The organism is Dyella sp. RRB7 (assembly GCF_022761115.1).
Lineage (GTDB): Bacteria > Pseudomonadota > Gammaproteobacteria > Xanthomonadales > Rhodanobacteraceae > Dyella.
This window is the reverse complement of the sequence record NZ_JAKWJS010000003.1, coordinates 351011-373970: the sequence shown is the minus strand read 5'-3', so window position 1 is coordinate 373970 and position 22960 is coordinate 351011. Positions and strand designations below refer to the sequence as shown.

Here is a 22960-nt window from a genome sequence, read left to right as displayed (position 1 = left end):
CAGGCCGATTTCGCACGGGTTGAACGTGTGGCGTGATCCACTGGATAGGTTAGGTCGAGCGGAGGATGGTCGTATGAAAGTCGGCTTTATCGGTCTGGGCTCCATGGGGAGTGCCATGGCGAGCAACCTGATCAAGGCAGGTCACGAGGTGACCGTGTGGAACCGTTCGCCGGGCGCGACCGAGCCATTGGCATCGCTGGGCGCCAAGGTGGTGAAAAGCGCCGACCGGGCGGCCCAGGGCGACGTGCTGTTCAGCATGCTCGCCAACGACCAGGCCGTGCGCGACGTGATGTTGGTCGGCGGCCTGCTCGATGGCATGGACAAGGGCACGGTGCACGTCAATCACGCCACCATCTCGGTGGCGCTGGCCAAGGAACTGGTGGATGAGCACGCCAGGCGCGGTCTCGACTACGTATCGGCGCCGGTTTTTGGCCGCCCCGATGTCGCCGCCGCAGGCAAGCTCAATATCCTCGCCGCCGGCAAGGCGTCGGTGATCGAGCGCGTGCGTCCGCTGCTGGAGGCCATGAGCAGCCGCATCTGGCCCCTGGGCGAGTCGCCGGAGCGGGCCAACGTGGTGAAGATCGCCGGCAACTTCATGCTGGGCGCCGCCATCGAGAGCATGGCCGAGGCCTCCGCCTTGACGCGCGCGCATGGCATCAGCGCGGCCGTCTTCCTGGAGGTGATGACCAACACGTTGTTTACCGCGCCGGCCTATCAGTCCTACAGCAACATGATCGCCGAGCAGCGCTACACGCCGGCCGGCTTTGCGTTGCCGCTAGGCTACAAGGATATTGGCCTGGCGCTGGCCGCGGCCGATGCCACGCGGGTGCCGTTGCCGCTGGCGGGATTGTTGCGCGACAGCCTGCTGGAGGCGCTATCGGCCGGCGATGAAAACGTCGACTGGTCGATCCTGGCGCAGGTGGCAGCGCGTCGCGCGCACCTGGATGAGCGCAAGCTCTAGCGTGCCTGCCGCCGCCGCGTCAGCCAGCGATCCAACTGGTTGGCAAACGCCTGCTTGTCCCGCGCATGGAAGGCGGCGGGACCGCCGGTGTCGACACCGGCGCCACGCAGTTCGTCCATGAAGTTGCGCATTCCTAAGCGCTGGGCGATGGTGTCGGCGGTGTACAGCTCGCCGCGCGGATGCATCGCCAGCGCGCCTTTTTCGATCACCAGGGCGGCGAGCGGGATGTCCTGGGTCACCACCAGGTCATCCGCGGCGACGCGCTGCACGATTTCGTTGTCCGCCACATCGAACCCGCCCGGCACCTGGATGGCACGGACGAAGCGCGATGCTGGCGTGCGCAGCCACTGGTTGGCGACCAGGGTCACCTGCACCTGCTCGCGTTCGGCGGCGCGGAACAAGACTTCCTTGATCGCCACCGGACACGCATCGGCGTCCACCCAGATTTGCGCTGCGGGGTTCACGCTGCGCCGTTCCAGTGCAGCGTGCCGTCGATGATGGTGTTGGTGTGTCCACCAATCCACACGGTATCGCCATCGATGCGCACGGTGAGGCTGGCGTCGTGGCCGATCTCGCGTCCCTGGCTGACGGTGTAGCCGCGGGCTAACGGGCCATGGGGCTCGGCGTGGGCGACGTAGGCGGCGATCAGGCCATTCGCGGCGCCGGAGGCCGGATCTTCCACCAGGCCGACGCCAGCCGGGAAGGCACGCACCGCCAGTTGGTAGTCGGCATGCGCGCTGCGTGCAAACACGCACAGGCCCAGGCTGTCGGTGGCATGGGCCAGCGCGCCGATGGCGGCGTGGTCGGGCTGCCACTGGCGCAGGCTCGCTTCGTCCGCGCACTCGGCCAGCCACCAGTGGCGACCGCCGGCCACGTAGGCGGGCGGCAGCGTGCCCAGCTCGATGCCGGCCAGGGCGTCATGCAATAGCGGATGGGCGTCGCGGCCGGTCTTTTCCACGGTGGCATGGGGCGACTTCAGCAGCAGCTGGCGCGCCTGGCCTTCACCCTCGATGCGGATCGGCAGCACGCCGGCGCCGCATTCCTGCCACAGCACGCCTTCGGCTGGCGTGGCCAGTCCGCAGAGCAGCACCGCGTGCGCACTGCCGATGGTGGGATGGCCGGCGAAGGCAATTTCCTTGTGTGGCGTGAAGATGCGCACGCGATAGCTGGCCCCGGCTTGGGTCGGCGGCAGCAGGAAGGTGGTTTCGACCAGGTTGGTCCAGCGGGCAAAGGCTTGCATGCGGGCATCGCTCCAGCCGGTGGCGTCGGTGACGACGCCCAGGTGATTGCCGCCGCCAGGCGTGGCGGCAAAGACGTCCAGATGCAGGTAACGGATCGACATGGGGGTAGTCTGCAGGCGTGGGGGAAACGCGCGAAAGTCGCGAATGATAGTGCGGATTACTCGCCGATGGGCGCTCTGTGGCCCCAAACGGTGTCGACAAGCGCGCCGCTCGCCGCCAAGATGGGGATCTTTGTCGCCGCCCGCTGGCCTGTCTGGATTACCGCATGATCACCCTGGTCATCATCGCCATCACCTGTGTCGTTTCGTTCATGGCGTTCAATAACGCCCGCCTGATGAACGACCTGATCCTGTGGCCGCCGGCCATCACGCGTAGCCGCGAGTACCACCGGCTGGTGACCTACGGGCTGATCCACGCCGACTTCAACCATCTGTTGTTCAACATGATCACGCTGTTCTTCTTTGGCCGCGTGATGGAAAGTTTCTATACCGCCCGCCTGGGCACGCTGGGTTTCGCGTTGTTCTATATCGCGGCGCTGGTGGTATCGATCCTGCCCACCTACCTGAACAACCGCAACAATCCGAACTACCGCAGCTTGGGTGCGTCCGGCGCGGTGTCGGCGGTGCTGTTCTCCTACATCCTGCTGGCGCCGTGGTCGCGCATCATCGTGTTCGTGCTGCCCATGCCGGCCATCATCTATGCCGTGCTCTACGTGGGTTATTCGGTCTATATGGATCGACGCGGTCAGGGCAACGTCAACCACAGCGCCCATCTGTGGGGAGCCGCATTCGGCGTGGCGTTCACCTTGCTGGTGCGGCCCGAGGTGTTGTCGCACTTCCTTGGGGAACTGGCGCAACCCCGGTTCTGAATCGCGGGAAGCGGCGTACCTGTCGGCCAGATGGCTGGCGGGTAAACACCTTTCGGGTATGTCGGTTGCGTTCAGTGCGCCCTCAACGGTTTAGGTCTAGTGTGGGATCATCCTCCCTAGAGGTCACGGTCATGAAACGCACGCTCGCCGGCCTCGCCGTGGTGCTCGCCACTGCCACCTTGTCCGGCTGTTATTACTATCCCGACTACAGCTATGTACGCCCCGTGGCCACCACCACCGCAGGCGGGGATGCCTACTACGGCAACGGCGTGGTCTACGACAACAGCGGCTACTACGCTTCCCCTTACTACTATCCTGGGTACTACGGCGGCTATGGCTATTACGGCTGCTGCTACGGGCCGGCCGTGAGCGTCGGTATCGGTGGCATCTGGTATGGCGGCGGCTCCCGTTATTACCGTGGCGGTCGCGGCGGCTATTGGGGTGGCGGACGCGGTCACCCATCGGGCGGTGGGCGCGGTGGATGGGGTGGTGGCCATGGTGGATCGGGCGGCCACGGCAGCTACGGCCACTGAAGTCAGGGCACAATCGCGGCATGAGGTTGTTCACCGTCATGCCGCCTATCTTGAGAACGCTCAGGCCCGTCGCCCTTATGGCGCTGGGCCTGCTGCTTTCAGCGTGCAGCACGGTCAGTTACTACGCCCATGTGGCCAAGGGGCAGGGTGAACTGCTGGTGCATCGCCGGGAGGTGGCCTCGGTCATCAAGGACCCGGCCACCGACCCCGCACTCAGGCAACGACTGGCGCTTTCGCAGCAGGCGCGGCAGTTCGCCTCCAGTCACCTGGGGCTGCCGGACAACCGCAGCTACACCAGCTACGTAAAGCTGGATCGTCCCTACGTGGTGTGGAACGTGTTTGCCACGCCGCGCTATTCGGTGGTGCCGGTGACGCACTGCTTCCTGTTCGCCGGCTGCGTGGCCTATCGAGGGTACTTCTCGCACGACAGGGCCACCGCCGAGGCGGCGCGGCTGCAGGCGAGCGGTGATGACGTGTACGTGGGCGGCGTGCCGGCGTACTCCACCTTGGGCTGGTTTGCCGACCCCATCCTCAGCAGCATGATGCATTGGGACGACGACGAGCTGGCCAGCACCATCTTCCACGAGCTGGCCCATCAGCTGATCTACGTAAAAGACGACAGCGCCTTCAACGAATCCTTCGCCACCTTCGTGCAGGAGGAAGGCCTGCGCCAGTGGCGCCTGTCGCGTGGTCTCGGCCCCCAGGACGATCGCGCCAAGGCCATGGATGATGGATTTACCCATCTGGTGCTCGACTTGCGCGATCGCCTCAAGGCGTTCTATGCCAGCGGTGCCGACGAGCAGGCATTGGCCGTCGGCAAGCAACGCGAGATTGCCGATTTCCGCGCCCGCTATGCCCAGTGGCGCGATAGCCAGTGGCCAGGTGATCATCGCTACGACGCCTGGGTCGCATCACCGATCAACAATGCGCGCCTGCTGCCGTTCGGCCTGTATGACCATTGGACGCCAGCCTTCGCCGCGCTGTACGCGCAGGCCGAACGACAGTGGCCCGCGTTCTATGCCAGCGTGCGGCAGCTGGCGCGTCTGCCACAGGCCCAGCGCGACCAGGCCTTGCAGCGATGGCTGGACAGCGGCGTCGCCAATTCCCTGTAGAAGCGCAGCCGGCGCGAAGGCATCGCCCTCAGGGTTGCACTTTCCGCCTGGCCATATGCCGCAAATAAACCAGCAACGCATCCATATCCGCATCCGACAGTGCCTGGCGATCGAAACCCGGCATGCGCGCCTCCGGCCAACGACGCAGCGACTGCGGGTCGCGGATATAGGCGCGCAGCAGGTCCTCACGCAGGTACTCGGTGGGGTTGTGCGGAATATTCAGATCCGGCCCAAGCCTGGCGTCGCCCTGGCCGTTGAGCGTGTGGCAGGCGAAACAGGTGCGCTGGAATACGGCAAAGCCGCGCAGCACTTCGTTGCCGGGTTTCAGCGCCGCATCTGGCCGCACGGCGGGAAAGCGCTCGGCCACGGGTGGCAGTCGCCGTATCGTCGCCAGCTGGTAAGGCCATTGCTCCTGGCCGATCTTCATGGCCTGCGGATCGGTCCACACCACGTAGAAGGGGCCCGCATCGCCCTTGCCTTCCGCCAGGGCGGGCCAGGGATGGGCCGGCTCCTCGATCGCCAGCCAGGCCTGTGAGCCATGGGCGCGAAGCACCAGCGCAGCAGGGATCTCTGCGGCGAACCCATCCGCGGCGATAAACAGCAAGGCATCGTCGGCATCCGCACCCTCGAGCAAGGCCTTCAACGGCACCGCGCGATAGTGCATGGCATGTTTGAACGACACATCGTCCGGGATCGTGATGGCGCGCGCGTCGCCGCGGGCGAGCAACTGCTCGGTGCTGAACGTCTTCACGCCATGGCCAAGATCGATCCTGAGCTCGGCGGCTCGCAAGGGCAGGGCGAGGAAAAGAGCGAGCAGGCACAGACGGCGCAGCAGCATGGTGTGTTCCGGGCGGGAGATCGGGCCGATTGTAGAGGCGAGCGGCGCTAGCTTGCCAAAACCTGAATAGAACCGGTGTTGCCCTTGAACTAGCGCAAGGCAGGACGCACTAAGTAGTCGTATCGCCGTGATGGCGACAAGAAGTGGTGCAGCCGTATCGTGCCACTGAGGGGTCGGTCCTTTTTTCCCCTCTTTGTTTTGAGACCGGCCTGACAGAACCTCGGTAGTCCCTCCCCTGACTACCGGGGTTTTTATTTGCCCGCTGTTTGGGTCGGGCTCGCTTCATCGGTAGCCGGGCGGGGATAATCACCGCACCCCGTGCCTGTGCGCCGACTTCTCGCGTGAGCGACCCATGATCGTCACCTCCCTGCTCGACACCGATCTGTACAAGTTCTCGATGATGCAGGTGGTGTTGCACCACTATCCCGCCGCGCAGGTCGAGTACAAGTTCAAATGCCGCAACCCGGGCATCGACCTGGTGCCCTGCATCGACGACATCCGCGCCGAGCTCGATGCGCTGTGTTCGCTGCGCTTCACCACCGAAGAGCTGGACTATCTTCGCGGTTGGCGTTTCATCAAGAGCGATTTCGTCGACTTCCTTGGCCTGTTCCAGCTCAACGCGAAATACGTGGATATCCATCCCGCGTTGGATCGCCCCGGTGAAATCGAGATACGCATCCGCGGGCCATGGCTGCACACCATTTTGTTCGAAGTGCCTTTGCTGGCGATCGTCAACGAGGTGTATTTCCGCCATACCCATCCTGGGCTCGATATGCAGGAGGGACGGCGCCGGCTACGCCACAAGATCGCCTTGCTGCGCGACACCGAAGGTTACGAAAGCTGCCGGATCGCCGACTACGGCACGCGCCGCCGCTTCTCGCGCGCCTGGCACGAGGAAGTGGTGACCATCCTGCGCGACGAGCTGGGTCCGCAACTGGCCGGCACCAGCAACGTATGGTTGGCGTGGAAGCTCGGCCTTACCCCCCTGGGCACCTTGGCGCACGAATACCTGCAGGCGCATCAGGCGCTTGGCCCGCGGCTGCGCGACTCGCAGGTGGCGGCGCTGGAGACCTGGGCCAAGGAGTATCGCGGCGACCTGGGCATTGCACTGTCGGACGTGTATGGACTGAGTGCCTTCCTGCGCGATTTCGACATGTACTTCTGCAAGCTGTTCGACGGCACGCGACACGATTCCGGCGACCCGTTCGCCTGGGGCGAGCGCGTGCTGGCCCACTACCGTGCCAATCGTGTCGATCCGCGCAGCAAGGTGCTGGTGTTCAGCGACGGGCTGGATATCCCGAAGGTGATGCGCCTCTACGAGCACTTCCGCGATCGTTGCGTGCTCGCCTTCGGCGTGGGTACCAACCTCACCAACGATGTGGGGCCGGAGGCCTTGCAGATCGTCATCAAGATGATCCGCTGCAATGGTCAACCGGTGGCGAAGTTGAGCGATTCGCCGGGGAAGAACATGTGTGAGGACGTTGCCTATGTGGCGTATCTGAGGCAGGTGTTCGAGATTCCGGCGGAGCCGGTGGCGCTGACGGCATGTTGAGGATGGGGCTCGTCATCCCCGCGAAGCCGGCAACTTGGCGACTACGCCAAGCCCCCAGATGCCACCTCTTCGCGCGCCCAAAGCCACTGGTCATCGCGCGTACTCAGAACGCCGGCAGCACCGCCCCCTGATACTTCTGCTCGATGAACGCTTTGATCTCCGGACTCGTCAACGCCTTGGCCAACTTCTGGATACGCGGATCATCCTTGTTGTCCGGGCGAGCGACCAGATAGTTCACGTACGGCGAATCCTTGTCCTCGATCAGCAGTGCGTCCTTGGTGGGATTGAGCCCGGCCGCCAGCGCATAGTTGGTGTTGATCAGCGCCAGATCCACCTCATCCAGCGTGCGCGGCAACATCGCCGCCTCCAGTTCGCGGAATTTCAGCTGCTTGGGGTTGGCGGTGATGTCCTTGAGCGTGGACAGCTCGTTGGTGGGATCCTTCAGCGTGATCAGGCCGTGTTTGGCGAGCAGCAGCAGGGCGCGGCTGTTGTTGCTGGGATCGTTCGGGATGGTGACCGAGGCACCGTCCGGCAGCTGGTCGATCGACTTGATCTTGTGCGAGTACGCGCCGAACGGCTCGATGTGCACGCCGGTGACGATCACCAGGTTGGTGCCGCGCTCGCGGTTGAACGCATCCAGGTAAGGCTTGGTCTGGAAATAGTTGGCGTCGACCGACTTCTCCAGTACTTGCACGTTGGGCTGCACGTAATCGGCGAATACCTTGATCTCCAGGTCCACGCCTTCCTTGGCCAGGATCGGCTTGACCTGCTTGAGGATCTCGGCGTGCGGTATGGCCGTGGCGGCGACCACCAGTTTCTGGCTGCCGGCGTCGCTGTTGCCGGGGTTGGACGAGGAGCAGCCCGCCAGCAGGAGCAGGGTGGCAAGGGCGGCAATCAGCTTCTTCATGGCGGAGGCCTTGGTGCGGTGCACCAGAATAGCCGTCCATACCGCCGGTTGCCAAGCCGGCGGGCGGATCAGTGCCGCGTATAACGCGCCACGATGCGGTCGCCGAGCATTTGCAGCAGTTGTACCAGCACGATCAGCAGCACCACGGTGACCAGCATGTAGTCGGACTTGTAGCTCAGGTAGCCGTACCGGTAGGCCAGGTCGCCGAGGCCGCCGGCGCCAATCGCGCCACCCATGGCGGTATAGCCCACCAGGGCGATCGCGGTGACGGTGGTGCCGGCAATCAGGCCGCCGCGCGCTTCGGGCAGCAGCACATGTCGCACGATCTGCCAGGTGCTGGCGCCCATTGCCTGGCTGGCCTCGATGACGCCGCGCTGTACTTCGCGCAGGGCGGTTTCCACCAGCCGGGCGAAGAACGGCGCGGCGCCGATCACCAGGGGCGGGATCGCGCCGCGGATGCCCAGCTTGGTGCCCACCAGCACATAGGTCACCGGCATCAAGACGATCATCAGGATGATGAAGGGAATCGAGCGCAGGATGTTCACCAGCAGCGACAGCACGGCGTACAGTTTGGGCATCGCGCGCAGTTGGCCCTTGCCGGTGAGGTACAGCAGCACGCCCAGCGGCAGGCCGATGGCCACCGTAAGCAGCAATGAGCCGCCGAGCATCAGCAAGGTGTCGATGCAGGCCTGGCCGATTTCGCCCCAGTCGTCGATATTGGGAAACAGGCTTTGCAGCAGCGGGGCGGCGCTCACGGGCGATTCTCCTGCGACGGGGTGGTGATCTCCTCGATCTCGATGGCGGCCTGGCGCAGACAGGCCAGTGCGTCGTCCACGCGGTCGCCTTGCATGGCGAGGGTCAGCTGGCCGTAGGGCAGGTCCTTGATGCGGTCGATGCGGCCGGCGAGGATGTTGAAGTCCACGCCGGTTTCGCGCGCCACGCGGCCCAACGCCGGGGTCCAGGTGGCATCGCCACGGAACGACAGGCGCAGGATGCGGCCGGGGACATGCGCGAAGGGCGCCTGCTCGCCGGCCGCCTCTTCCGGCAGCGCCTCGTTGACGAAGCGCCGTGTGGTTGGGTGTTGCGGATGCAGGAACACGTCGACGACGGAGCCGCTTTCCACGATGTTGCCCGCATCCAATACCGCGACGCGGTCGCAAACGCGCCGGACCACATCCATCTCATGCGTGATCAGCACGATGGTGAGCTTGAGCTCGCGGTTGATCTCGGCCAGCAGGTCAAGCACCGAGGCGGTGGTCTGCGGGTCGAGCGCGCTGGTGGCCTCGTCGCACAGCAGGATCGAGGGGCGGTTGGCCAGCGCGCGCGCGATGCCCACGCGCTGCTTCTGGCCGCCGGACAGCTGCGAGGGATACTTGTCGGCGTGCGCGGTCAGGCCCACGCGCGCCAACAGTTCATCGACGCGCTGGCGGATGGTGGCGGCGTTTCGCTCGCCAGCCAGGCGCAGCGGAAACGCCACGTTCTGTGCCACGGTCTGCGAGGCGAGCAGGTTGAAGTGCTGAAAGATCATGCCGATGTGCTGGCGCTTCTGGCGCAACGCATCCTCCGACAACGCGGTCATGTCGACGTCATCGATGAGAATGCGGCCGCCGCTGGGGCGCTCGAGCAGGTTGATCAGACGTATAAGCGTCGATTTGCCCGCACCGGAATGACCGATGATGCCGAACACCTCGCCATCGGCGATGTCGAGATGGAACGGTTGCAGGGCGGAAACGTCCCTGCCGTCGACGCGGTAGGACTTGTGGACGGCCTGAAATCTGATCACGGGGTACCTTCGGGCAAACCTGAGGCACCAGCCTCGGGACAGGCGCCGGCGATGCCGGCCGGTGGCAAGCATAAGGCATGTGCAGGTCGGGTTCTTCCCATCCGGGTGCAAAAGTGCGGACGTCGCCCTGGCGGGGCATGCGGGACTAGACTTGACCTCTCATCCCGAGGAACCCCACGATGACCTCCGTCTACGACTTTTCCGCTCGTGACATCGACGGCAACGAGCGCTCGCTCGCCGACTACCGGGGCAAGACCCTGCTGATCGTCAATGTGGCCTCCAAGTGCGGTTTCACCCCGCAGTACACCGGGCTGGAGGCGCTATGGCGAGCCGATCGCGACAAGGGCCTGGTGGTGCTGGGCTTTCCGTGTGACCAGTTCGGCCACCAGGAGCCCGGCGACGAGGCGGAAATCCGCAACTTCTGTTCCACCAGCTATGAGGTGAGCTTTCCGCTGTTTTCCAAGATCGAGGTGAACGGCGAGGGTGCTCATCCGCTGTACAAGTGGCTGAAAAGCGAGGGCAAGGGCATCCTCGGCAGCGAATCGATCAAGTGGAATTTCACCAAGTTCCTGGTCGACCGCAACGGGCAGGTGGTGAAGCGCTACGCACCCACCGACACCCCCGAGAAGATCGGCAAGGACCTCAAGGCTCAGTTGGCCGGGTGAGCCGCCACGCTGGGTGATGCGGCCGTGGCCTCGCCGCGGCTGCGCAACCCGGCGAGCATCACGGCAATCGCATCCACGTCGTGGCTGGCGCTGGGTGCACCGGCGGGCGGGTCGTAGTTGTTGAGCATGATGCTGAAGGCCAGACGCTCGCCATCGGCCGTGGTGACGTAGCCGGCCATGCAATGCACGAAACTCATGCTGCCGGTTTTGGCGTGCACGTTGTTTTCGGCGGGCGTATGGCGCATGCGCCACTGCAACGTGCCATCCACGCCGGCCACCGGCAGCGCCGCATGCAGGGTGGCCGCGTAGGGCTGGGTGGCGAGAAACGCCAGCAGCCGCGCCATGGCGCTGGGCGTGGCCAGGTTGCGTCGCGACAGGCCGGTGCCCTCCTCGATCAGGCTGGTGGAGGGCGCGATGCCGATCTGCTCAAGCAACTGGTGCATGGCGCGAATACCCCAGCGCTCGCTGGTGATGAAGCCCTGGTAGCCATCGCGTTGCTCGGTGTCCGCCTGGGCCTTGACGCCGGCCAGTAACAGCAGGTTCTGCAGATACAGGTTCTGCGAGCGCTTCAGGCCTTGGCCCAGAATCTCGCCCAGCGGTGGCGACAGCACTTCGGCCAGGATGCGTGGCTGCGCCGACAGCGCGGCGTCGCGACGCGGCCATTGCAGCACCTTCAGCTTGCCGTCCACCTGTACGCCGTGGCGCGCCAGCGCCTGTAGCAGCTGGTTGCCGGCGAAGCGCGCCGGGTCGGGCGCCGCCAATTTGTAGCTCTGCGCGGGCGAGCGCGCGGCGATAGTGCCGAATGCGTACAGCACGCTTTCGCCCGGGGCACGATAAAGGTTGATGTCGTTTCGCGTGCGCGCCTCGCCGGTTTCCACTTCGCTCACCACGCTGGGCATCGCGTCGGCGGGGTCGAAGCTCAGCGTGGCGGGGCGGCCCGCGCTGGTGGCGGGCGTCACGGTGACATTCACCTGGTTCTCGTTCACGCTCAATGCCGTTGCCGGCACCGCGAACCAGCTTTGCAGGTCGATGGCTTCCCAGCCGGTGCCCATCATCGGCCCGGCGAAATAGGTGGCATCGGCGATCAGGTCGCCATGCACCTGCCGCAAGCCTTGCGCCGCCAGTTGGCTGGCCAGTTGGTCGGGCCATTGGGCGGTGGATGCATCAGCGCCCAGGGTGGGGTCGCCCATGCCGTACAGGACCAGGGGAGCGTCCAGCCGGCCGTTGCGGATCTCACCGCTGCTGAGCACGCGGGTGGGAATGCGGTAGTCCGGCCCCAGTTCGCTCAGCGCCACGGCCGCCGTGAACAGCTTGGCGGTGGAGGCGGGCTGGAACAGCTGGTCGGCCTTGTGTGCGTAAAGCGTGCGGCCGCTGTCCAGCGATACGACGGCGATGCCCCAGTCGGCCCCGGCGAAACGCGGCTCGCTGATGAGGCTGTCGATCTGGGTGGCAAGTGTGGATGGCGGGCTTGCCGCCAGGGCGGAGGTCACAACGGACCATGCGGCCAGGCCGGCGCAGAGGGCGGCGACGGCACGACGGGACGACAGGTGTTGCAGCGTGGCCATGGCCAAAGTATCGCCAAAGGAAGGGGCTCGCGGCTAGCAGGCCGAGCCCGGTGTGGCCAGTCTGGTACCCTTGTCCCTTCGGGCCGAGCTTCGTCGGCGCCTCTACCCCTATCCCTAGTCGAGAACATCATGCAGATCGCCCCCAACTCCGTTGTTTCTTTCCATTACACGCTGACCGACGACCAGGGCCAGGTGCTCGACAGCTCGCAGGGTCGTGAGCCGCTCGTTTACCTGCAGGGCGTGGGCCAGATCGTGCCGGGCCTGGAGAAGGCGATGGAAGGCCGCCAGGTGGGTGACCAGTTCAAGGTCGACGTGGTGCCGGAGGAAGGCTATGGCGTGCATCACGCCGAGCTGATCCAGGAAGTGCCGCGCGAGGCTTTCCAGGGCGTGGAGGACATCCAGCCGGGCATGCAGTTCCAGGGCCGTGGCCCGCAGGGCGTCATCAACGTCACCGTGACCAAGGTCGACGCCGACAAGGTGCACATCGACGGCAACCACCCGCTGGCCGGCCAGACCCTGCACTTCGACGTCGAAGTGACCGATGTGCGCCCCGCCAGCGAAGAAGAACTGGCCCATGGCCACGTGCATGGCGAAGGCGGTCATCACCACTGATGACCTTCCGTGGCGCCGCGGTCATCGTGGCGCCACGGGTACGCTCAGGCCGCGCACCGGTGGCGCGACCTGACGGTCAATACCAGTCGAGCAGCGACAACCCAACGCCCAGGTAAGTGGCATTGTGGTTGTAATCGATCAGGCTCTCGCCGTAGCCCTTGAACAGCTCCATATAGCCGCGCAAGTTGCCGGCAATGGGGAAGGCCCAGGTGAACTGGGCGGCGCCATGGCTTTCACTGCCGCCGCGCAGCGAGTGCCGCAGCATCAGTCCGAACTCCTGGCCGTTCCACTCGCGGATGATCTGCATGTCCGCGCGGCCCACGTAGTTGCTGATGTCGGGGTTGTTGTCGCTCGTGCCGCCCTCGGGAATGCGCCACCATGGGCGCAGCATCACCGTCCAGTTCTCGCGCTCGAAGCCGATGTAGCCCATCACGCGGTTCCAGCTGCGCGACAGCGGATCGGACTGGCCGTTGGACTGATGGTTGAGGCCGATGCCGAGCAAGCGGCCATCCCAACCGGCCACCTCGTAGTTGGTATTGAACATCAGCATCAGCTCGGGTTCGTAGTCGGTTTCGCGGAACGGCCGCGATTCCTGTTCGTTGTAGAGCTGCCAGCGCGACGATTGGGTATAGCCCACCCATAGGTCACCCGCATCGCCAAACACGCCTTGCCAGATCTTGGTCTTCAGGCTCAGCTGGAACTTGCCTTCGATGTTGTCCAGGTACTGGGGCGTGTCGACCGTGTTGAGGGGATTGGGGCTGCTGGGCTCCCTGTTCTGGTTGCTGCTGGCAAAGAACGGCATCACCGTGATCGGCTTGTAGCCACGCAGGTTGAAGGTGCCCAGCTTGATCTCCGGCGACAGCTCCCAGCGACTGTCGAGCAGCGACAGCGGCGCCACCTCGGCTGGCTGTCCCGCGTCCGCCTGCGTGTTCGCCGCCACGGACTTGGACGGCTCATGACTGAACACGGTACCGCCCTGCGGATTCACAGCCTGCGTCGTCGTGTTGATCTTCTTCTGTGCGGCAGGCAGGTTGTCGCGTCCGCTGGCGCGATCGTAACAGGCCAGTCGCTGCGCATCGGTTTCGATGGCGGCACAGGCGCGAATGTCCATCGGGTCCGGGTTCTGCGCACGCGCAGTGATCGACGCCAGGCCAGCCGCAAGCATCAAGGTCGCCGGGAAAATCAATCGCATCGTTGGGCTCCGTCCATGTCAGGCATGTCACCGGCATGACCGGTGCCGGTGTGCCAGGCGCATACCAGCAAGGGCATGCATGGCATGCGATGACGCGGGCCGCCACGCCTGGCGACCCGCATCGGGAGCCTCATCTTACTTGTTGCTGTTCACCCAGCGCTCGTACTGGGCCTTGCTGATGTGGCCGGTGTGGCCCTTGTCGACGTAGTTGAAGTCGTTCGCCAGCAGCGGGTAGGCCGCGGCCTGCTCCTCGGTGATGTAGCGAGACCCACCAGACAATTGCTCAAAGTTGGGCGCGGGACCCGCGATCACCGGCGGCACGACGGAGTGGATGGTGACCTGGCCCTGCGGCGTATTGAACTGCGCGCTGTCTTGCGCCATGGCCGTGGTGGGCGCCTGCGGGGACGCGGGTTGATCTTGGGCCAACAGCGCGCCGGCAAACATCAGCGAGCCGGTGGCAAGCAGTGCGAGTAGAGGCGTGCGTGCTTTCATGGTGGTTTCTCCATGCCAGAATGCGTGGCTTGTGGGCGGATGCGCGTGGCGGGTGTTCGTGGCGATGTCGCGCCGCGAAGTCCTTCCGCGCTGATGGCTACGCTAGCAAGGGCCGTTTAAATGCCACCTCAATATGGGCATCGTGAGCACGTGAAGTCATCGTTATCGTTGTCTAATCCTTCATCCACGACGACCGTCTCGTTGAGCCTGGCGCAGGCGCAGCGACTTCATCTGGCGGCACAGGGTTTGTTGCATCGGCCGCGTTCGCGCGCAAAGCCGGCGGATGTGGTTGCGACGGTGGCGCGCATGCGCCTCTTGCAGATCGACAGCATCCATGTCGTCGCACGCAGTCCTTATCTGGTGCTGCATTCACGACTCGGCGACTACGCGCCACAGTGGCTGGATGACGCGCTGGAAGCCGGCCGGCTGGCCGAGTGCTGGGCGCACGAGGCGTGCTTTGTGCCAGCGGCGGACCTCGCGTTGCATCAAGCCTGGCGCAGGCAGCGTTCCATGCACTGGGCACACAAGCACGCGGCGCGCATGCATCGCGAATACCGGCAGGGCATGGATGACTTGCTCGCGCATATTCGCCAGCAGGGTGCCGCACGCGCGGCGGATTTCGAAGGCGAGAAGCGCGGCGCAAGCGGCTGGTGGTCGTGGAAGCCGGAAAAGCGATGGCTGGAGGCATGGTTCGCGTTGGGCGAATTGATGGTGACGCGCCGCGAGCGGTTCCAGCGCGTCTATGACCTGGCCGAGCGCGTATTAGACAAGCTCGATCCGCCGCTGGACCAGGCGCTGCTGCAACTGGATCACACCGCGCTGCGCGAGCGTTTCATTCTCGATAGCGTGCGTGCGCTGGGTGTGGCGCAGGCACGCTGGATCGCCGACTACTATCGCCTCAAGCCGGCAGTCACCGGGCGTGAACTGGCTTCCCTGGTCGCCGCCGGGGAATTGCTGGTGGTGCAGGTGGCCGACTGGAATGTGCCGGCTTATGTGCATCGCGATCATGCCGAGCTGTTGGCGCAGGCGGCCAACGGTCAGCTCCGCGGTACGCATACCGCGTTGCTTTCGCCATTCGATCCAGTGGTCTGGGATCGTGCACGCGCGCAGGCACTGTTCGGCTTCGAATACACCATCGAGTGCTATGTGCCGGCGCCGAAGCGACGCTATGGCTACTACGTGCTGCCGATCCTGCATCGCGGGCGGCTGGTCGGCCGCCTCGACGCGAAAGCCCATCGGGCTGACGGCGTATTCGAGATCAAGGCGCTGTTTCTCGAACCGGATGTCGAGCCCACGGAGCGCCTGCTGGAAGACCTGGCCCAGGCCGTGACGGCGACCGCTCGCTGGCACGGCACGCCAAAGGTTCGCCTGGTGCGCAGCCGTCCGGCGAGCGTGGCGGCCGCCTTGCGGGCCCGGTGGCGGGCCTCGTAAGTCTTAGCGGCTGTTGGATGCGGCGCTCGAGGCATGGGCGGTGCTGCACGATTGGCCGTGCAGCACCTGCTTGAGTTGCTGGGTCAGTAACGTGCACCGGGCCCCCAGCTGCGGGCGAATGGTCGGGTCGAGCGAGTCGTGCACCAGACTGGCCTGCATGTCCTGGTAGTGGGCCTGGATCTGGTCCGGCGGGAAGATGGCCGCGGCGCGATGACAGGCAACATAGCTGGCCAGGTAAGCGTCACAGGCCGGGATGCCCGTTGTCGCCGCCGGCGCGCTATTGGCGTTGGCGGTGTCGGTGCCACTTGCCTTGGCCGGATGGTTGCCTGGCGTGGCACAGCCTGCCAGTGACGCTGCGCCGATCAGTAGGGCAAGGAGGGCTGGTCGGTAACGGCTAGGTTTCAAAGGGCTTCTCCAGCTCGGGAAATGGCCGATCCCGGGTGTGTGTTGCGCCACTCCGGCCTTTCGGGCGGGACGGTGGCGTGAACACCCGGGGTTAGGGCACGCATCAAATGCGAAGATTACGTGAAAATCAAACGTAGTCTCATCGAGAGGCATACGCATTCATTCAGCTTCAAAAGAAACAATGATTCGCCTTGTGCGCATTGAACAGCTATGATGCTCCCACTGTGTTTGCCGGGGTCACCAGAGTTTTGTGACCCGATGCCGCTGATCTCGATCTAGCCTCATCGCCTCACCCCTAGGGTTTCCTAGCACACCAGTAAGCCGGCCTACGCATGTCGCGTGGGCTGAGTCTGTTTAATCCTTAGGAGTGATTTATATGTCTGATCGTCAGATCGGTACCGTCAAGTGGTTCAACGATGCCAAGGGTTTCGGCTTCATCAGCCGTGACAATGGCCCGGACGTTTTCGTGCATTTCCGCGCGATCCAGGGCAACGGCTTCAAGAGCCTCCAGGAAGGCCAGAAGGTCAGCTTCAAGGTCGTGCAGGGCCAGAAGGGCCTGCAGGCTGACGAAGTGATGGCCGCTTAATTCCCGGCATCAAGCGCAAGCAAAAAAGCCAGGCAGTAATGCCTGGCTTTTTTTATTTTCGAATTCGAAGAATTCGAAGTAAATGTCGTTGAAACGTGAAGACGATTTAGGTCATTCACTTGCATTAAAGAAATCCGTTATGCTGGATTCACTGTGGTTGCTCGGTCACGTGCGTGCCCGGTGCGCGACTCGCAAGAGTCCACATCGCTTCACCCGATCCCTGCATGCCCAGTAAGCCGTCGGCCATAGGGGAGGCTGACTTGTCTCAGTATCGAGCAGATCGGAGTGAGTCATGTCGGATCGTGAAGTTGGCACTGTCAAATGGTTCAACGACGCCAAGGGCTTTGGCTTTATCAGTCGCGAAAGCGGCCCCGACGTCTTCGTGCATTTCAGGGCAATCAGCGGCTCTGGTTTCCGGAGCCTGAAGGAGGGGCAGAAGGTGAGCTTCAAGGTCGTGCAAGGCCAGAAGGGCTTGCAGGCTGACGAAGTCGCACCCGCTTGAGTCCAGCTCGTAGATGAAGAAAAGGCCGGCGCAAGCCGGCCTTTTTTATTCGCGAGACTTTTTCACGGCGCGGGGATTCGCTAGCCTGCGGCGCCCTATCATCAAAGTGTTCATCGATGTCCATGCCCTGCACGAACACATCCTCGCTTCCCGCCGTTGTCGCGTTGCCAGCCATCTCGGCCGACGGCGCAACCGCCGAGGTGCTGCTGCAATTGCCGGCCGGCGAGATTGAACACGTGATTTACTGGCTGCCGGCCCTGGGCGTATCGGCGCGGCAATACCTGCCCTTGGCGCAGGCGCTTGCCGAACAGGGTGTTGCCGTGGCCATCCACGAATGGCGTGGCCTGGGTTCGAGCAATCGCCGCGCCGGTCGACGGGATGACTGGGGCTATCGCCAGTTGCTGGTGGATGATCTTCCTGCGGGCATGGCAGCCTTGCGCAAGCGCCTGCCACAAGCGGCGCGCTGCTGGCTGGGTGGACATAGCCTGGGATCCCAGTTGGCGCCGCTGTATGCCAGCCTGCATCCGCGTGAGGTGAGGGGCTTGCTGGTGATTGCAGGCGGCGCGCCTTACTGGCGGTGTTTTCCACAAGGCGGAGCATTCTGGCTGGCCTTCGCCTTGGCGCCCTGGCTGGCCCGTGTGGTGGGGCATTTGCCAGGACGTCGGATCGGCTTTGGCGGCAACGAGGCGCGCGGACTGATCGCGGACTGGGCGCGCAGTGGCCGCACCGGACGCTATGCCGCTGCCGGCATGCAGGAGGATTTCGAGCAGCGCCTGGGCCAGCTCGCGCTGCCGTTGCTGGCGTTGCGGATGCACGACGACTGGCTGGTTCCTGCTCCATCGCTGGCGTGGCTGCTCGGCAAGATGCCGCACAACCGGGTCACGCAGCAGGTCGTCACCTCGGCGGATCTCGACGGCACGCCGGCCGACCACTTCAGCTGGATGAAGACGCCGGCACCGCTGGCGTCACGTGTCGCGCGCTGGCTCGCTTCCGTATCTATGGCGGGCAGCAGCGCGGACGCTTGAACACGACACGCCGCGCCGACATGTCAGGATGATATGTTCCTGGGCGGCAGGCAGAGGAGCCACGAATGGAACAGCAACCGATGTTGATCGATGGTCGCGTGCACGACCTGGGCGACGGCTTCCATGTGCGGCGTCTGCTGCCGGTGCTGCAGGCACGGCATGTGGGGCCGTTCGTGTTCTTCGACTATATGGGGCCGGTCACGTTCCTGGATGACAAGGGCATGGATGTGCGGCCGCACCCGCATATCGGCCTGGCCACCGTCACCTGGTTGTTCGAAGGCGTGATCCGTCATCGCGACAGCATCGGCAGCATTGCCGACATCCGCCCTGGCGAGGTGAACTGGATGACCGCCGGTCGCGGCATCGTGCATTCCGAGCGCACGCCGCCCGAGGCGCGTGGCGGCGGCCAGCGCGCGCACGGTATCCAGGTGTGGGTGGCCCTGCCGCAGAAAGATGCCGAGGTGGAACCCGAGTTTCATCATCATGGTGCCGGGGAGTTGCCGCGGATCAGCCTGCCCGGTGCCGAACTGGTATTAATTGCGGGCACCGCTCACGGCAAGGCCTCGCCGGTCAAAGTGTTTGCACCGATGTTCTTCATCGAGGCGACGCTGGATGCCGGTGCCGAGCTGCCGTGGCCCGCGGAGCACGTGGAACGCGGCGTCTGCGTGGTCGAGGGTGAGGTCGAGTGGGATGGCGTCACCGTGCATCCGATGCAGGCGGCCGTGCAGGCCGGCCCGACGTCACCGCCGCTGCGCGCGCGCAGCCGCAGCCGCGTCATGCTGTTCGGCGGCGCGCCGCTGGATGGGGAGCGCCACCTGTGGTGGAACTTCGTCTCCAGCAGCCGCGAGCGCATCGAACAGGCCAAGGCCGATTGGGCGGCGCAGCGCATGGGCACCGTGGTGGGGGACGACAAGGAATATATTCCGCTGCCGGCGTGATCCGAGCCTGGTTTTTGCTCCTCTCCCTGCAAGCTAAGGGGAGGGAGTCAGATGCGGCCATGCTGCGCCCCCACATGCATCGTCGCGCCCAGCGCATTACCCTGACGCCACCACAGCACCGGTGACCCGCATGTCCGGCTTCGCCAGTTTCCGCGAGTTCTATCCGTTCTATCTGAACGAGCACCGCGACCTTCGTTGCCGCCGCATGCATTTCGCCGGCAGCACGCTGGTGCTGGCCGTGATCGCGCTGGCGTTGGTCACCGGCAACGCCTGGTGGCTATGGCTGGCGCCGGTCGCCGGTTACGGCTTTGCCTGGATCGGCCATTTCGTGTTCGAAAAGAATCGCCCCGCCACCTTCACTCATCCGCTCTACAGCCTGATGGGCGACTGGGTGATGTACTGGCAGATCCTGCGCGGCAAGGTGCGCATCTAGCGGTATTGCTGATGGCAGGACTGGCACACCTCGCCGATCGGCTTGATCGCCGCTGCCAGCGCCTTGCAGTCAGCAGGCGCCGCCGTCAGTGCGGCCTGGGCCTGCTCGTGCAGCTTGTTCGCCTCGTCCAGGAACGGCGCGTCCATGCCGGGGAACGCCTCCTTGATGTCGGCCGAGGTTTCCAGCAGACGGCTAAGGTGCTGCTGTGACTGGGCCGCGTCGCAACGCTGTGATTTGACGGCGGCGCTGAGGGCGCCGGCATGGTGGGCCATCACCGACATCACCGCGTGAGGAAAGGGGTTGCGTTCGCGCAACGCGTTCATGCTGAACACGGTGCCGAGGATGCCGATGACCAGGCCCAGCACAATCAGGATGGCGGCGCGCATGCAAGAGCTTCCTGGAAAGAGGGCGGCAAGCATAACCCGGTGGCCGGCATGGCGTGCTGCGGTGGGCCCGTACTCCCGGTAAAATGTCGTCTCTTCAATATCTTGGACAGTTCCAGTGAAGCATCCAGAAGCGGTGGCGATCAGCCCCGCCCCGCAGCCCCCACGCGCCGATGCGACGACGGGCGAGATCGCCTTTCCCCGCGAGCGTTTCGCCGGCGTGGAGCGCCTGTATGGCGTGGGCAGCGTGGACAAGTTGGCGCAGAGCCATGTCTGTGTGATCGGTATCGGTGGCGTGGGCTCGTGGGCTGCCGAGGCGCTGGCGCGTAGCGGCGTGGGGCATCTCACGCTGATCGATGCCGATGAGGTATGCGTTTCCAACACCAATCGCCAGATGCATGCGCTCGATGGCGAGTACGGCAAGTCCAAGGTGGCGGTGATGGCCGCGCGCCTGCGCGCGATCAACCCGGCCATCAAGCTGGATGCCATCGAGCGTTTCCTCACGCCGTCGACGCTGGATGAACTGCTCGATCGCGGCTATGACGTCGTGCTCGACGCCTGCGACGCCTTCCGCGTGAAGCTCGAAGCCATTGCCTGGTGTCGTCGGCGCAAGTTGCCGGTGGTGTCGGTGGGCTCGGCGGGTGGGCGCACCGATCCCACGCAGATCCGCGTGCGCGATCTCTCGCGCACCGAGCACGATGCGATGTTCAGCCTGATCCGCAAGAAGCTCCGCCAGGACTTCGGCTTTCCGCGCAACCCGGATCGCTACTTCGGCGTGTCGGCGGTGTATTCGCTGCAGAACGTGCAGTACCCGCAGCCCGATGGCAGCGTGTGCGGCACGCGCCCGCCGGTGGCCAGCGGTGCCGAAGCCCTCAACCTGGCCTGCGGCGGTGGCCTTGGCGCAGCCACGCACGTTACGGGCGCGTTTGCCTTTGCGGCGGTGGGCAAGGTGATGGAGAAGTTGCTGGGGAACTGAGGCGGTGCGGCCTCCATCCATGGCCGCCCCCTGAAGGGCGCGCAAGCTGTGGCAGCCCTGGCAAGCAGGCGTCCTTGCGTCGCTGCCCGTTCGGCATCCATGCCTCACCCGGTAAGCCCGGCGCGGGATGCGCTTCAACGCATCTCGCAAGCGCCATGCTTACCAACCCATGTAGTGGCCGCCATTGATGGATAGGTTGGCGCCAGTGATCCAGGCGGCTTCCTCGCCGGTGAGGAAGGCCACGGCATGGGCGATTTCCTCGGGCCGGCCCAGGCGGCCCACCGGGATCTGCGCGACGATCTTCTCGCGCACTTCCTCGGGCACCGCCATCACCATGTCGGTACCCACGTAGCCCGGCGATACGGTGTTCACCGTGATGCCGAACTTGGCGTTTTCCTGGGCCAGCGAAATGGTGAAGCCGTGCATGCCGGCCTTGGCGGCGGCGTAGTTGGCCTGGCCGTACTGGCCTTTCTGGCCATTGATCGAGCTGATCTGCACGATGCGGCCCCACTTGCGCGCACGCATGCTCTCGATCACCGGGCGCGTTACGTTGAAGCAGGCATTGAGGTTGGTGTTCACCACTTCCATCCACTGCGGATAAGTCATCTTGTGGAAGGTGGTGTCGCGGGTGATGCCCGCGTTGTTGACCAGGATTTCCACCGGGCCCAGGCCGGCCTCGATGATGCGCACCATGGCCTCGCAGGAATCGGGGTCCTTCACGTCGCCCGCCACCAGCATCACCTCGATGCCTTCCTTCGCCATCATCTCCTTCATCGCTTCCGCCTTGGACTGGTCGCGATAATTGGTGGCGACCCGGTGCCCCTGGCGGCCGAGGTAGCGAATGATCGCCGTGCCGATACCGCCCGTGCCGCCAGTGACCAAAGCCGTGCGCTGCGTCATGCCTGTTCTCCGATAATGCAGGTGTTCAATCGACCCGGATCGTACCGCCGGGCGAAGCCATGTCTACCACGCACAATATGGCAAAACGTCGATCGATGGCACGCCGTCCGACTGCTTGTGCGGTGGATCAGAACCAGCGTTCTTTATAGCGGCTTATCCGGCCGCGCGTTCGCTGCAGTGCGGCAAACGTTCCGCAGAAAATTGCTCAAGCGCCTGCGTCAATAACGCCGCTGGCTCCCGCGTCAGTGGCGATGCCGGCAGGTCGAGGAACGCCAGCGCCCGCCGCAGCGCGGGCAGGGGATTGGTGGGATCGATCGGATGGGCATGTTCGGACTTGGACAGCTTGCGGCCACTGCCGTCGAGCGCCAGCGGCAGGTGCATATAGCCCGGCGTGGGCAAGCCCAGGCAGCGTTGCAGGTAGATCTGGCGTGGCGTGGAATCGAGCAGGTCGTTGCCGCGCACTACCTGGGTAATGCCCTGGTACGCATCGTCCACCACGCAGGCCAGCTGGTAGGCGTAGTAGCCCTCCACGCGGCGTATCACGAAATCACCGGCGGCGGTGCGCAGGTTCTGCCGCTGTGGGCCTTGCAGCGCGTCGTCGAAGGCGATCTCGATATCCGGCACGCGCAGTCGCCAGGCGGGGGCTCGGCCCTCCACCGGGGCTGCCAGGCATTGCCCGTCCCAATGCAGGCCACCGGCCAGGTCGTTGCGGCTGCACCAGCAGGGGAATACCTGGCCGGCGGCTTTCAACTGCTCGAAGGCGGCGTCGTAGGCGGCGATGCGGGTGGACTGGAACAGCGGCGGCGCGTCGGCGGTCAGGCCAAAGGCGGGCAGGGCGGCCAGGATGCTTTCGGCCGAGCCGGGCATTTCGCGTGGCGGGTCGATGTCCTCGACCCGCAGCAGCCATTGGCCACCCGCGTGGCGGGCGCACAGCCAGCTGCCCACCGCGGCGACAAGCGAGCCGAAGTGCAGATGGCCGGTGGGAGAGGGGGCGAAGCGTCCGCGATAATCCATGCGCGCATTTTACGGAGCGTGGCTCGCCCATGTGGAAACGCTCGCC

27 protein-coding genes are annotated in these 22960 nt (G+C 64.8%); 14 read left to right on the top strand and 13 right to left on the bottom strand.

Annotated elements, in window-relative coordinates; all coding sequences use genetic code 11:
- Positions 1–73 precede the first annotated feature (73 nt).
- Entirely contained in the window at positions 74–961 is an 888-nt protein-coding gene (locus MJ606_RS10700; protein WP_243049496.1) for an NAD(P)-dependent oxidoreductase, read from the top strand.
- On the opposite strand, the gene MJ606_RS10695 is transcribed toward MJ606_RS10700, so the two are convergent.
- On the bottom strand, positions 958–1425 hold the full coding sequence (locus MJ606_RS10695; protein WP_243049495.1) for a YaiI/YqxD family protein: 468 nt from the start codon (positions 1423–1425) through the stop codon (positions 958–960). The two genes, MJ606_RS10700 and MJ606_RS10695, sit on opposite strands and share 4 nt — an antisense overlap.
- Positions 1422–2303: a PhzF family phenazine biosynthesis protein gene (locus MJ606_RS10690; protein ID WP_243049494.1), complete on the bottom strand. Its 882-nt coding sequence runs from the start codon at positions 2301–2303 to the stop codon at positions 1422–1424. The genes MJ606_RS10695 and MJ606_RS10690 overlap by 4 nt, the downstream gene beginning before the upstream one ends.
- Positions 2304–2467: 164 nt before the next feature.
- Between MJ606_RS10690 and MJ606_RS10685 the strand changes: the two genes are divergently transcribed.
- From MJ606_RS10685 to MJ606_RS10675, 3 genes are all read left to right on the top strand, one after another.
- Positions 2468–3070 (top strand): rhomboid family intramembrane serine protease, encoded by a 603-nt coding sequence (locus MJ606_RS10685; RefSeq protein WP_243049493.1) that lies wholly within the window; start codon positions 2468–2470, stop codon positions 3068–3070.
- A 131-nt stretch (positions 3071–3201) separates the two neighbouring features.
- Complete coding sequence (locus tag MJ606_RS10680) at positions 3202–3603, top strand: hypothetical protein (protein ID WP_243049492.1); 402 nt, start codon at positions 3202–3204, stop codon at positions 3601–3603.
- A gap of 38 nt (positions 3604–3641) precedes the next feature.
- Positions 3642–4715: an aminopeptidase gene (locus MJ606_RS10675; protein ID WP_243049491.1), complete on the top strand. Its 1074-nt coding sequence runs from the start codon at positions 3642–3644 to the stop codon at positions 4713–4715.
- A 28-nt stretch (positions 4716–4743) separates the two neighbouring features.
- On the opposite strand, the gene MJ606_RS10670 is transcribed toward MJ606_RS10675, so the two are convergent.
- Positions 4744–5553 carry a cytochrome c gene (locus MJ606_RS10670; RefSeq protein ID WP_243049490.1) on the bottom strand — a complete coding sequence of 270 codons (810 nt, stop codon included), beginning with the start codon at positions 5551–5553 and terminating at the stop codon, positions 4744–4746.
- A 352-nt stretch (positions 5554–5905) separates the two neighbouring features.
- Between MJ606_RS10670 and pncB the strand changes: the two genes are divergently transcribed.
- The gene (pncB, locus tag MJ606_RS10665) at positions 5906–7105 is read left to right on the top strand and encodes a nicotinate phosphoribosyltransferase (protein ID WP_243049489.1); all 1200 of its coding nucleotides are present in this window, start codon (positions 5906–5908) and stop codon (positions 7103–7105) included.
- Between the two features lie 103 nt (positions 7106–7208).
- Here pncB and MJ606_RS10660 read toward each other — a convergent pair whose 3' ends face one another.
- The 3 genes from MJ606_RS10660 to MJ606_RS10650 form a co-directional block, all read right to left on the bottom strand.
- Complete coding sequence (locus MJ606_RS10660) at positions 7209–8012, bottom strand: MetQ/NlpA family ABC transporter substrate-binding protein (protein WP_243049488.1); 804 nt, start codon at positions 8010–8012, stop codon at positions 7209–7211.
- A 68-nt stretch (positions 8013–8080) separates the two neighbouring features.
- Positions 8081–8767 (bottom strand): methionine ABC transporter permease, encoded by a 687-nt coding sequence (locus tag MJ606_RS10655; protein WP_343214812.1) that lies wholly within the window; start codon positions 8765–8767, stop codon positions 8081–8083.
- Positions 8764–9795 (bottom strand): methionine ABC transporter ATP-binding protein, encoded by a 1032-nt coding sequence (locus tag MJ606_RS10650; RefSeq protein WP_243049487.1) that lies wholly within the window; start codon positions 9793–9795, stop codon positions 8764–8766. The genes MJ606_RS10655 and MJ606_RS10650 overlap by 4 nt, the downstream gene beginning before the upstream one ends.
- 179 nt (positions 9796–9974) lie before the next feature.
- Between MJ606_RS10650 and MJ606_RS10645 the strand changes: the two genes are divergently transcribed.
- Positions 9975–10460 carry a glutathione peroxidase gene (locus MJ606_RS10645; RefSeq protein ID WP_243049486.1) on the top strand — a complete coding sequence of 162 codons (486 nt, stop codon included), beginning with the start codon at positions 9975–9977 and terminating at the stop codon, positions 10458–10460.
- Here MJ606_RS10645 and dacB read toward each other — a convergent pair.
- Complete coding sequence (gene dacB / locus MJ606_RS10640) at positions 10445–12025, bottom strand: D-alanyl-D-alanine carboxypeptidase/D-alanyl-D-alanine-endopeptidase (RefSeq protein ID WP_243049485.1); 1581 nt, start codon at positions 12023–12025, stop codon at positions 10445–10447. The genes MJ606_RS10645 and dacB overlap by 16 nt on opposite strands.
- A gap of 129 nt (positions 12026–12154) precedes the next feature.
- On the opposite strand from dacB, the gene MJ606_RS10635 reads away from it, so the two are divergent.
- Positions 12155–12637 carry a peptidylprolyl isomerase gene (locus MJ606_RS10635; RefSeq protein ID WP_279236774.1) on the top strand — a complete coding sequence of 161 codons (483 nt, stop codon included), beginning with the start codon at positions 12155–12157 and terminating at the stop codon, positions 12635–12637.
- 76 nt (positions 12638–12713) lie between these two features.
- On the opposite strand, the gene MJ606_RS10630 is transcribed toward MJ606_RS10635, so the two are convergent.
- Together MJ606_RS10630 and MJ606_RS10625 are read right to left on the bottom strand one after the other, a co-directional pair.
- Entirely contained in the window at positions 12714–13829 is a 1116-nt protein-coding gene (locus MJ606_RS10630) for a phospholipase A (RefSeq protein ID WP_243049484.1), read from the bottom strand.
- A 135-nt stretch (positions 13830–13964) separates the two neighbouring features.
- Positions 13965–14321, bottom strand: coding sequence for a hypothetical protein (locus MJ606_RS10625; protein ID WP_243049483.1), 357 nt, complete (start codon positions 14319–14321; stop codon positions 13965–13967).
- Positions 14322–14627: 306 nt separating this feature from the next.
- On the opposite strand from MJ606_RS10625, the gene MJ606_RS10620 reads away from it, so the two are divergent.
- Positions 14628–15752 (top strand): crosslink repair DNA glycosylase YcaQ family protein, encoded by a 1125-nt coding sequence (locus tag MJ606_RS10620; RefSeq protein ID WP_243049482.1) that lies wholly within the window; start codon positions 14628–14630, stop codon positions 15750–15752.
- Between the two features lie 3 nt (positions 15753–15755).
- Here the strand turns inward: MJ606_RS10620 and MJ606_RS10615 are convergent, their stop codons facing one another.
- Positions 15756–16157, bottom strand: coding sequence for a hypothetical protein (locus tag MJ606_RS10615; protein ID WP_243049481.1), 402 nt, complete (start codon positions 16155–16157; stop codon positions 15756–15758).
- A 376-nt stretch (positions 16158–16533) separates the two neighbouring features.
- On the opposite strand from MJ606_RS10615, the gene MJ606_RS10610 reads away from it, so the two are divergent.
- The 5 genes from MJ606_RS10610 (at position 16534) to MJ606_RS10590 (ending at position 19641) form a co-directional block, all read left to right on the top strand.
- Positions 16534–16743 (top strand): cold-shock protein, encoded by a 210-nt coding sequence (locus MJ606_RS10610; RefSeq protein WP_114823570.1) that lies wholly within the window; start codon positions 16534–16536, stop codon positions 16741–16743.
- 292 nt (positions 16744–17035) lie between these two features.
- Positions 17036–17245, top strand: a complete 210-nt coding sequence (locus MJ606_RS10605) for a cold-shock protein (protein ID WP_019465668.1) — start codon at positions 17036–17038, stop codon at positions 17243–17245.
- A gap of 122 nt (positions 17246–17367) precedes the next feature.
- Entirely contained in the window at positions 17368–18270 is a 903-nt protein-coding gene (locus tag MJ606_RS10600) for an alpha/beta fold hydrolase (protein WP_343214811.1), read from the top strand.
- Between the two features lie 65 nt (positions 18271–18335).
- Positions 18336–19208, top strand: a complete 873-nt coding sequence (locus MJ606_RS10595; protein WP_243049479.1) for a pirin family protein — start codon at positions 18336–18338, stop codon at positions 19206–19208.
- A 130-nt stretch (positions 19209–19338) separates the two neighbouring features.
- Complete coding sequence (locus tag MJ606_RS10590; protein ID WP_243049478.1) at positions 19339–19641, top strand: DUF962 domain-containing protein; 303 nt, start codon at positions 19339–19341, stop codon at positions 19639–19641.
- Here the strand turns inward: MJ606_RS10590 and MJ606_RS10585 are convergent.
- Positions 19638–20027 (bottom strand): cytochrome c, encoded by a 390-nt coding sequence (locus tag MJ606_RS10585; protein WP_243049477.1) that lies wholly within the window; start codon positions 20025–20027, stop codon positions 19638–19640. The genes MJ606_RS10590 and MJ606_RS10585 overlap by 4 nt on opposite strands.
- Before the next feature lie 187 nt (positions 20028–20214).
- Here MJ606_RS10585 and MJ606_RS10580 point away from each other — a divergent pair, with 187 nt between their 5' ends.
- Complete coding sequence (locus tag MJ606_RS10580) at positions 20215–21000, top strand: tRNA threonylcarbamoyladenosine dehydratase (protein WP_243049578.1); 786 nt, start codon at positions 20215–20217, stop codon at positions 20998–21000.
- A gap of 159 nt (positions 21001–21159) precedes the next feature.
- Here the strand turns inward: MJ606_RS10580 and phbB are convergent, their stop codons facing one another.
- Complete coding sequence (gene phbB, locus MJ606_RS10575) at positions 21160–21900, bottom strand: acetoacetyl-CoA reductase (RefSeq protein WP_243049476.1); 741 nt, start codon at positions 21898–21900, stop codon at positions 21160–21162.
- Positions 21901–22053: 153 nt separating this feature from the next.
- Positions 22054–22914, bottom strand: coding sequence for a tRNA glutamyl-Q(34) synthetase GluQRS (gluQRS, locus tag MJ606_RS10570; protein ID WP_243049475.1), 861 nt, complete (start codon positions 22912–22914; stop codon positions 22054–22056).
- Between the last annotated feature and the right edge of the window lie 46 nt (positions 22915–22960).

What these genes read in the sequence shown, in the direction of transcription:
- MJ606_RS10700 (WP_243049496.1), top strand. Translation starts at nt 74, where the DNA reads ATGAAAGTCGGCTTTATCGGTCTGGGCTCCATGGGGAGTGCCATGGCG.
- MJ606_RS10690 (WP_243049494.1), bottom strand. Translation starts at nt 2,303, where the DNA reads ATGTCGATCCGTTACCTGCATCTGGACGTCTTTGCCGCCACGCCTGGC.
- MJ606_RS10685 (WP_243049493.1), top strand. Translation starts at nt 2,468, where the DNA reads ATGATCACCCTGGTCATCATCGCCATCACCTGTGTCGTTTCGTTCATG.
- MJ606_RS10680 (WP_243049492.1), top strand. Translation starts at nt 3,202, where the DNA reads ATGAAACGCACGCTCGCCGGCCTCGCCGTGGTGCTCGCCACTGCCACC.
- MJ606_RS10675 (WP_243049491.1), top strand. Translation starts at nt 3,642, where the DNA reads ATGCCGCCTATCTTGAGAACGCTCAGGCCCGTCGCCCTTATGGCGCTG.
- MJ606_RS10670 (WP_243049490.1), bottom strand. Translation starts at nt 5,553, where the DNA reads ATGCTGCTGCGCCGTCTGTGCCTGCTCGCTCTTTTCCTCGCCCTGCCC.
- pncB (WP_243049489.1), top strand. Translation starts at nt 5,906, where the DNA reads ATGATCGTCACCTCCCTGCTCGACACCGATCTGTACAAGTTCTCGATG.
- MJ606_RS10660 (WP_243049488.1), bottom strand. Translation starts at nt 8,012, where the DNA reads ATGAAGAAGCTGATTGCCGCCCTTGCCACCCTGCTCCTGCTGGCGGGC.
- MJ606_RS10645 (WP_243049486.1), top strand. Translation starts at nt 9,975, where the DNA reads ATGACCTCCGTCTACGACTTTTCCGCTCGTGACATCGACGGCAACGAG.
- dacB (WP_243049485.1), bottom strand. Translation starts at nt 12,025, where the DNA reads ATGGCCACGCTGCAACACCTGTCGTCCCGTCGTGCCGTCGCCGCCCTC.
- MJ606_RS10635 (WP_279236774.1), top strand. Translation starts at nt 12,155, where the DNA reads ATGCAGATCGCCCCCAACTCCGTTGTTTCTTTCCATTACACGCTGACC.
- MJ606_RS10630 (WP_243049484.1), bottom strand. Translation starts at nt 13,829, where the DNA reads ATGCGATTGATTTTCCCGGCGACCTTGATGCTTGCGGCTGGCCTGGCG.
- MJ606_RS10625 (WP_243049483.1), bottom strand. Translation starts at nt 14,321, where the DNA reads ATGAAAGCACGCACGCCTCTACTCGCACTGCTTGCCACCGGCTCGCTG.
- MJ606_RS10620 (WP_243049482.1), top strand. Translation starts at nt 14,628, where the DNA reads ATGCGCCTCTTGCAGATCGACAGCATCCATGTCGTCGCACGCAGTCCT.
- MJ606_RS10610 (WP_114823570.1), top strand. Translation starts at nt 16,534, where the DNA reads ATGTCTGATCGTCAGATCGGTACCGTCAAGTGGTTCAACGATGCCAAG.
- MJ606_RS10605 (WP_019465668.1), top strand. Translation starts at nt 17,036, where the DNA reads ATGTCGGATCGTGAAGTTGGCACTGTCAAATGGTTCAACGACGCCAAG.
- MJ606_RS10600 (WP_343214811.1), top strand. Translation starts at nt 17,368, where the DNA reads ATGCCCTGCACGAACACATCCTCGCTTCCCGCCGTTGTCGCGTTGCCA.
- MJ606_RS10595 (WP_243049479.1), top strand. Translation starts at nt 18,336, where the DNA reads ATGGAACAGCAACCGATGTTGATCGATGGTCGCGTGCACGACCTGGGC.
- MJ606_RS10590 (WP_243049478.1), top strand. Translation starts at nt 19,339, where the DNA reads ATGTCCGGCTTCGCCAGTTTCCGCGAGTTCTATCCGTTCTATCTGAAC.
- MJ606_RS10585 (WP_243049477.1), bottom strand. Translation starts at nt 20,027, where the DNA reads ATGCGCGCCGCCATCCTGATTGTGCTGGGCCTGGTCATCGGCATCCTC.
- phbB (WP_243049476.1), bottom strand. Translation starts at nt 21,900, where the DNA reads ATGACGCAGCGCACGGCTTTGGTCACTGGCGGCACGGGCGGTATCGGC.
- gluQRS (WP_243049475.1), bottom strand. Translation starts at nt 22,914, where the DNA reads ATGGATTATCGCGGACGCTTCGCCCCCTCTCCCACCGGCCATCTGCAC.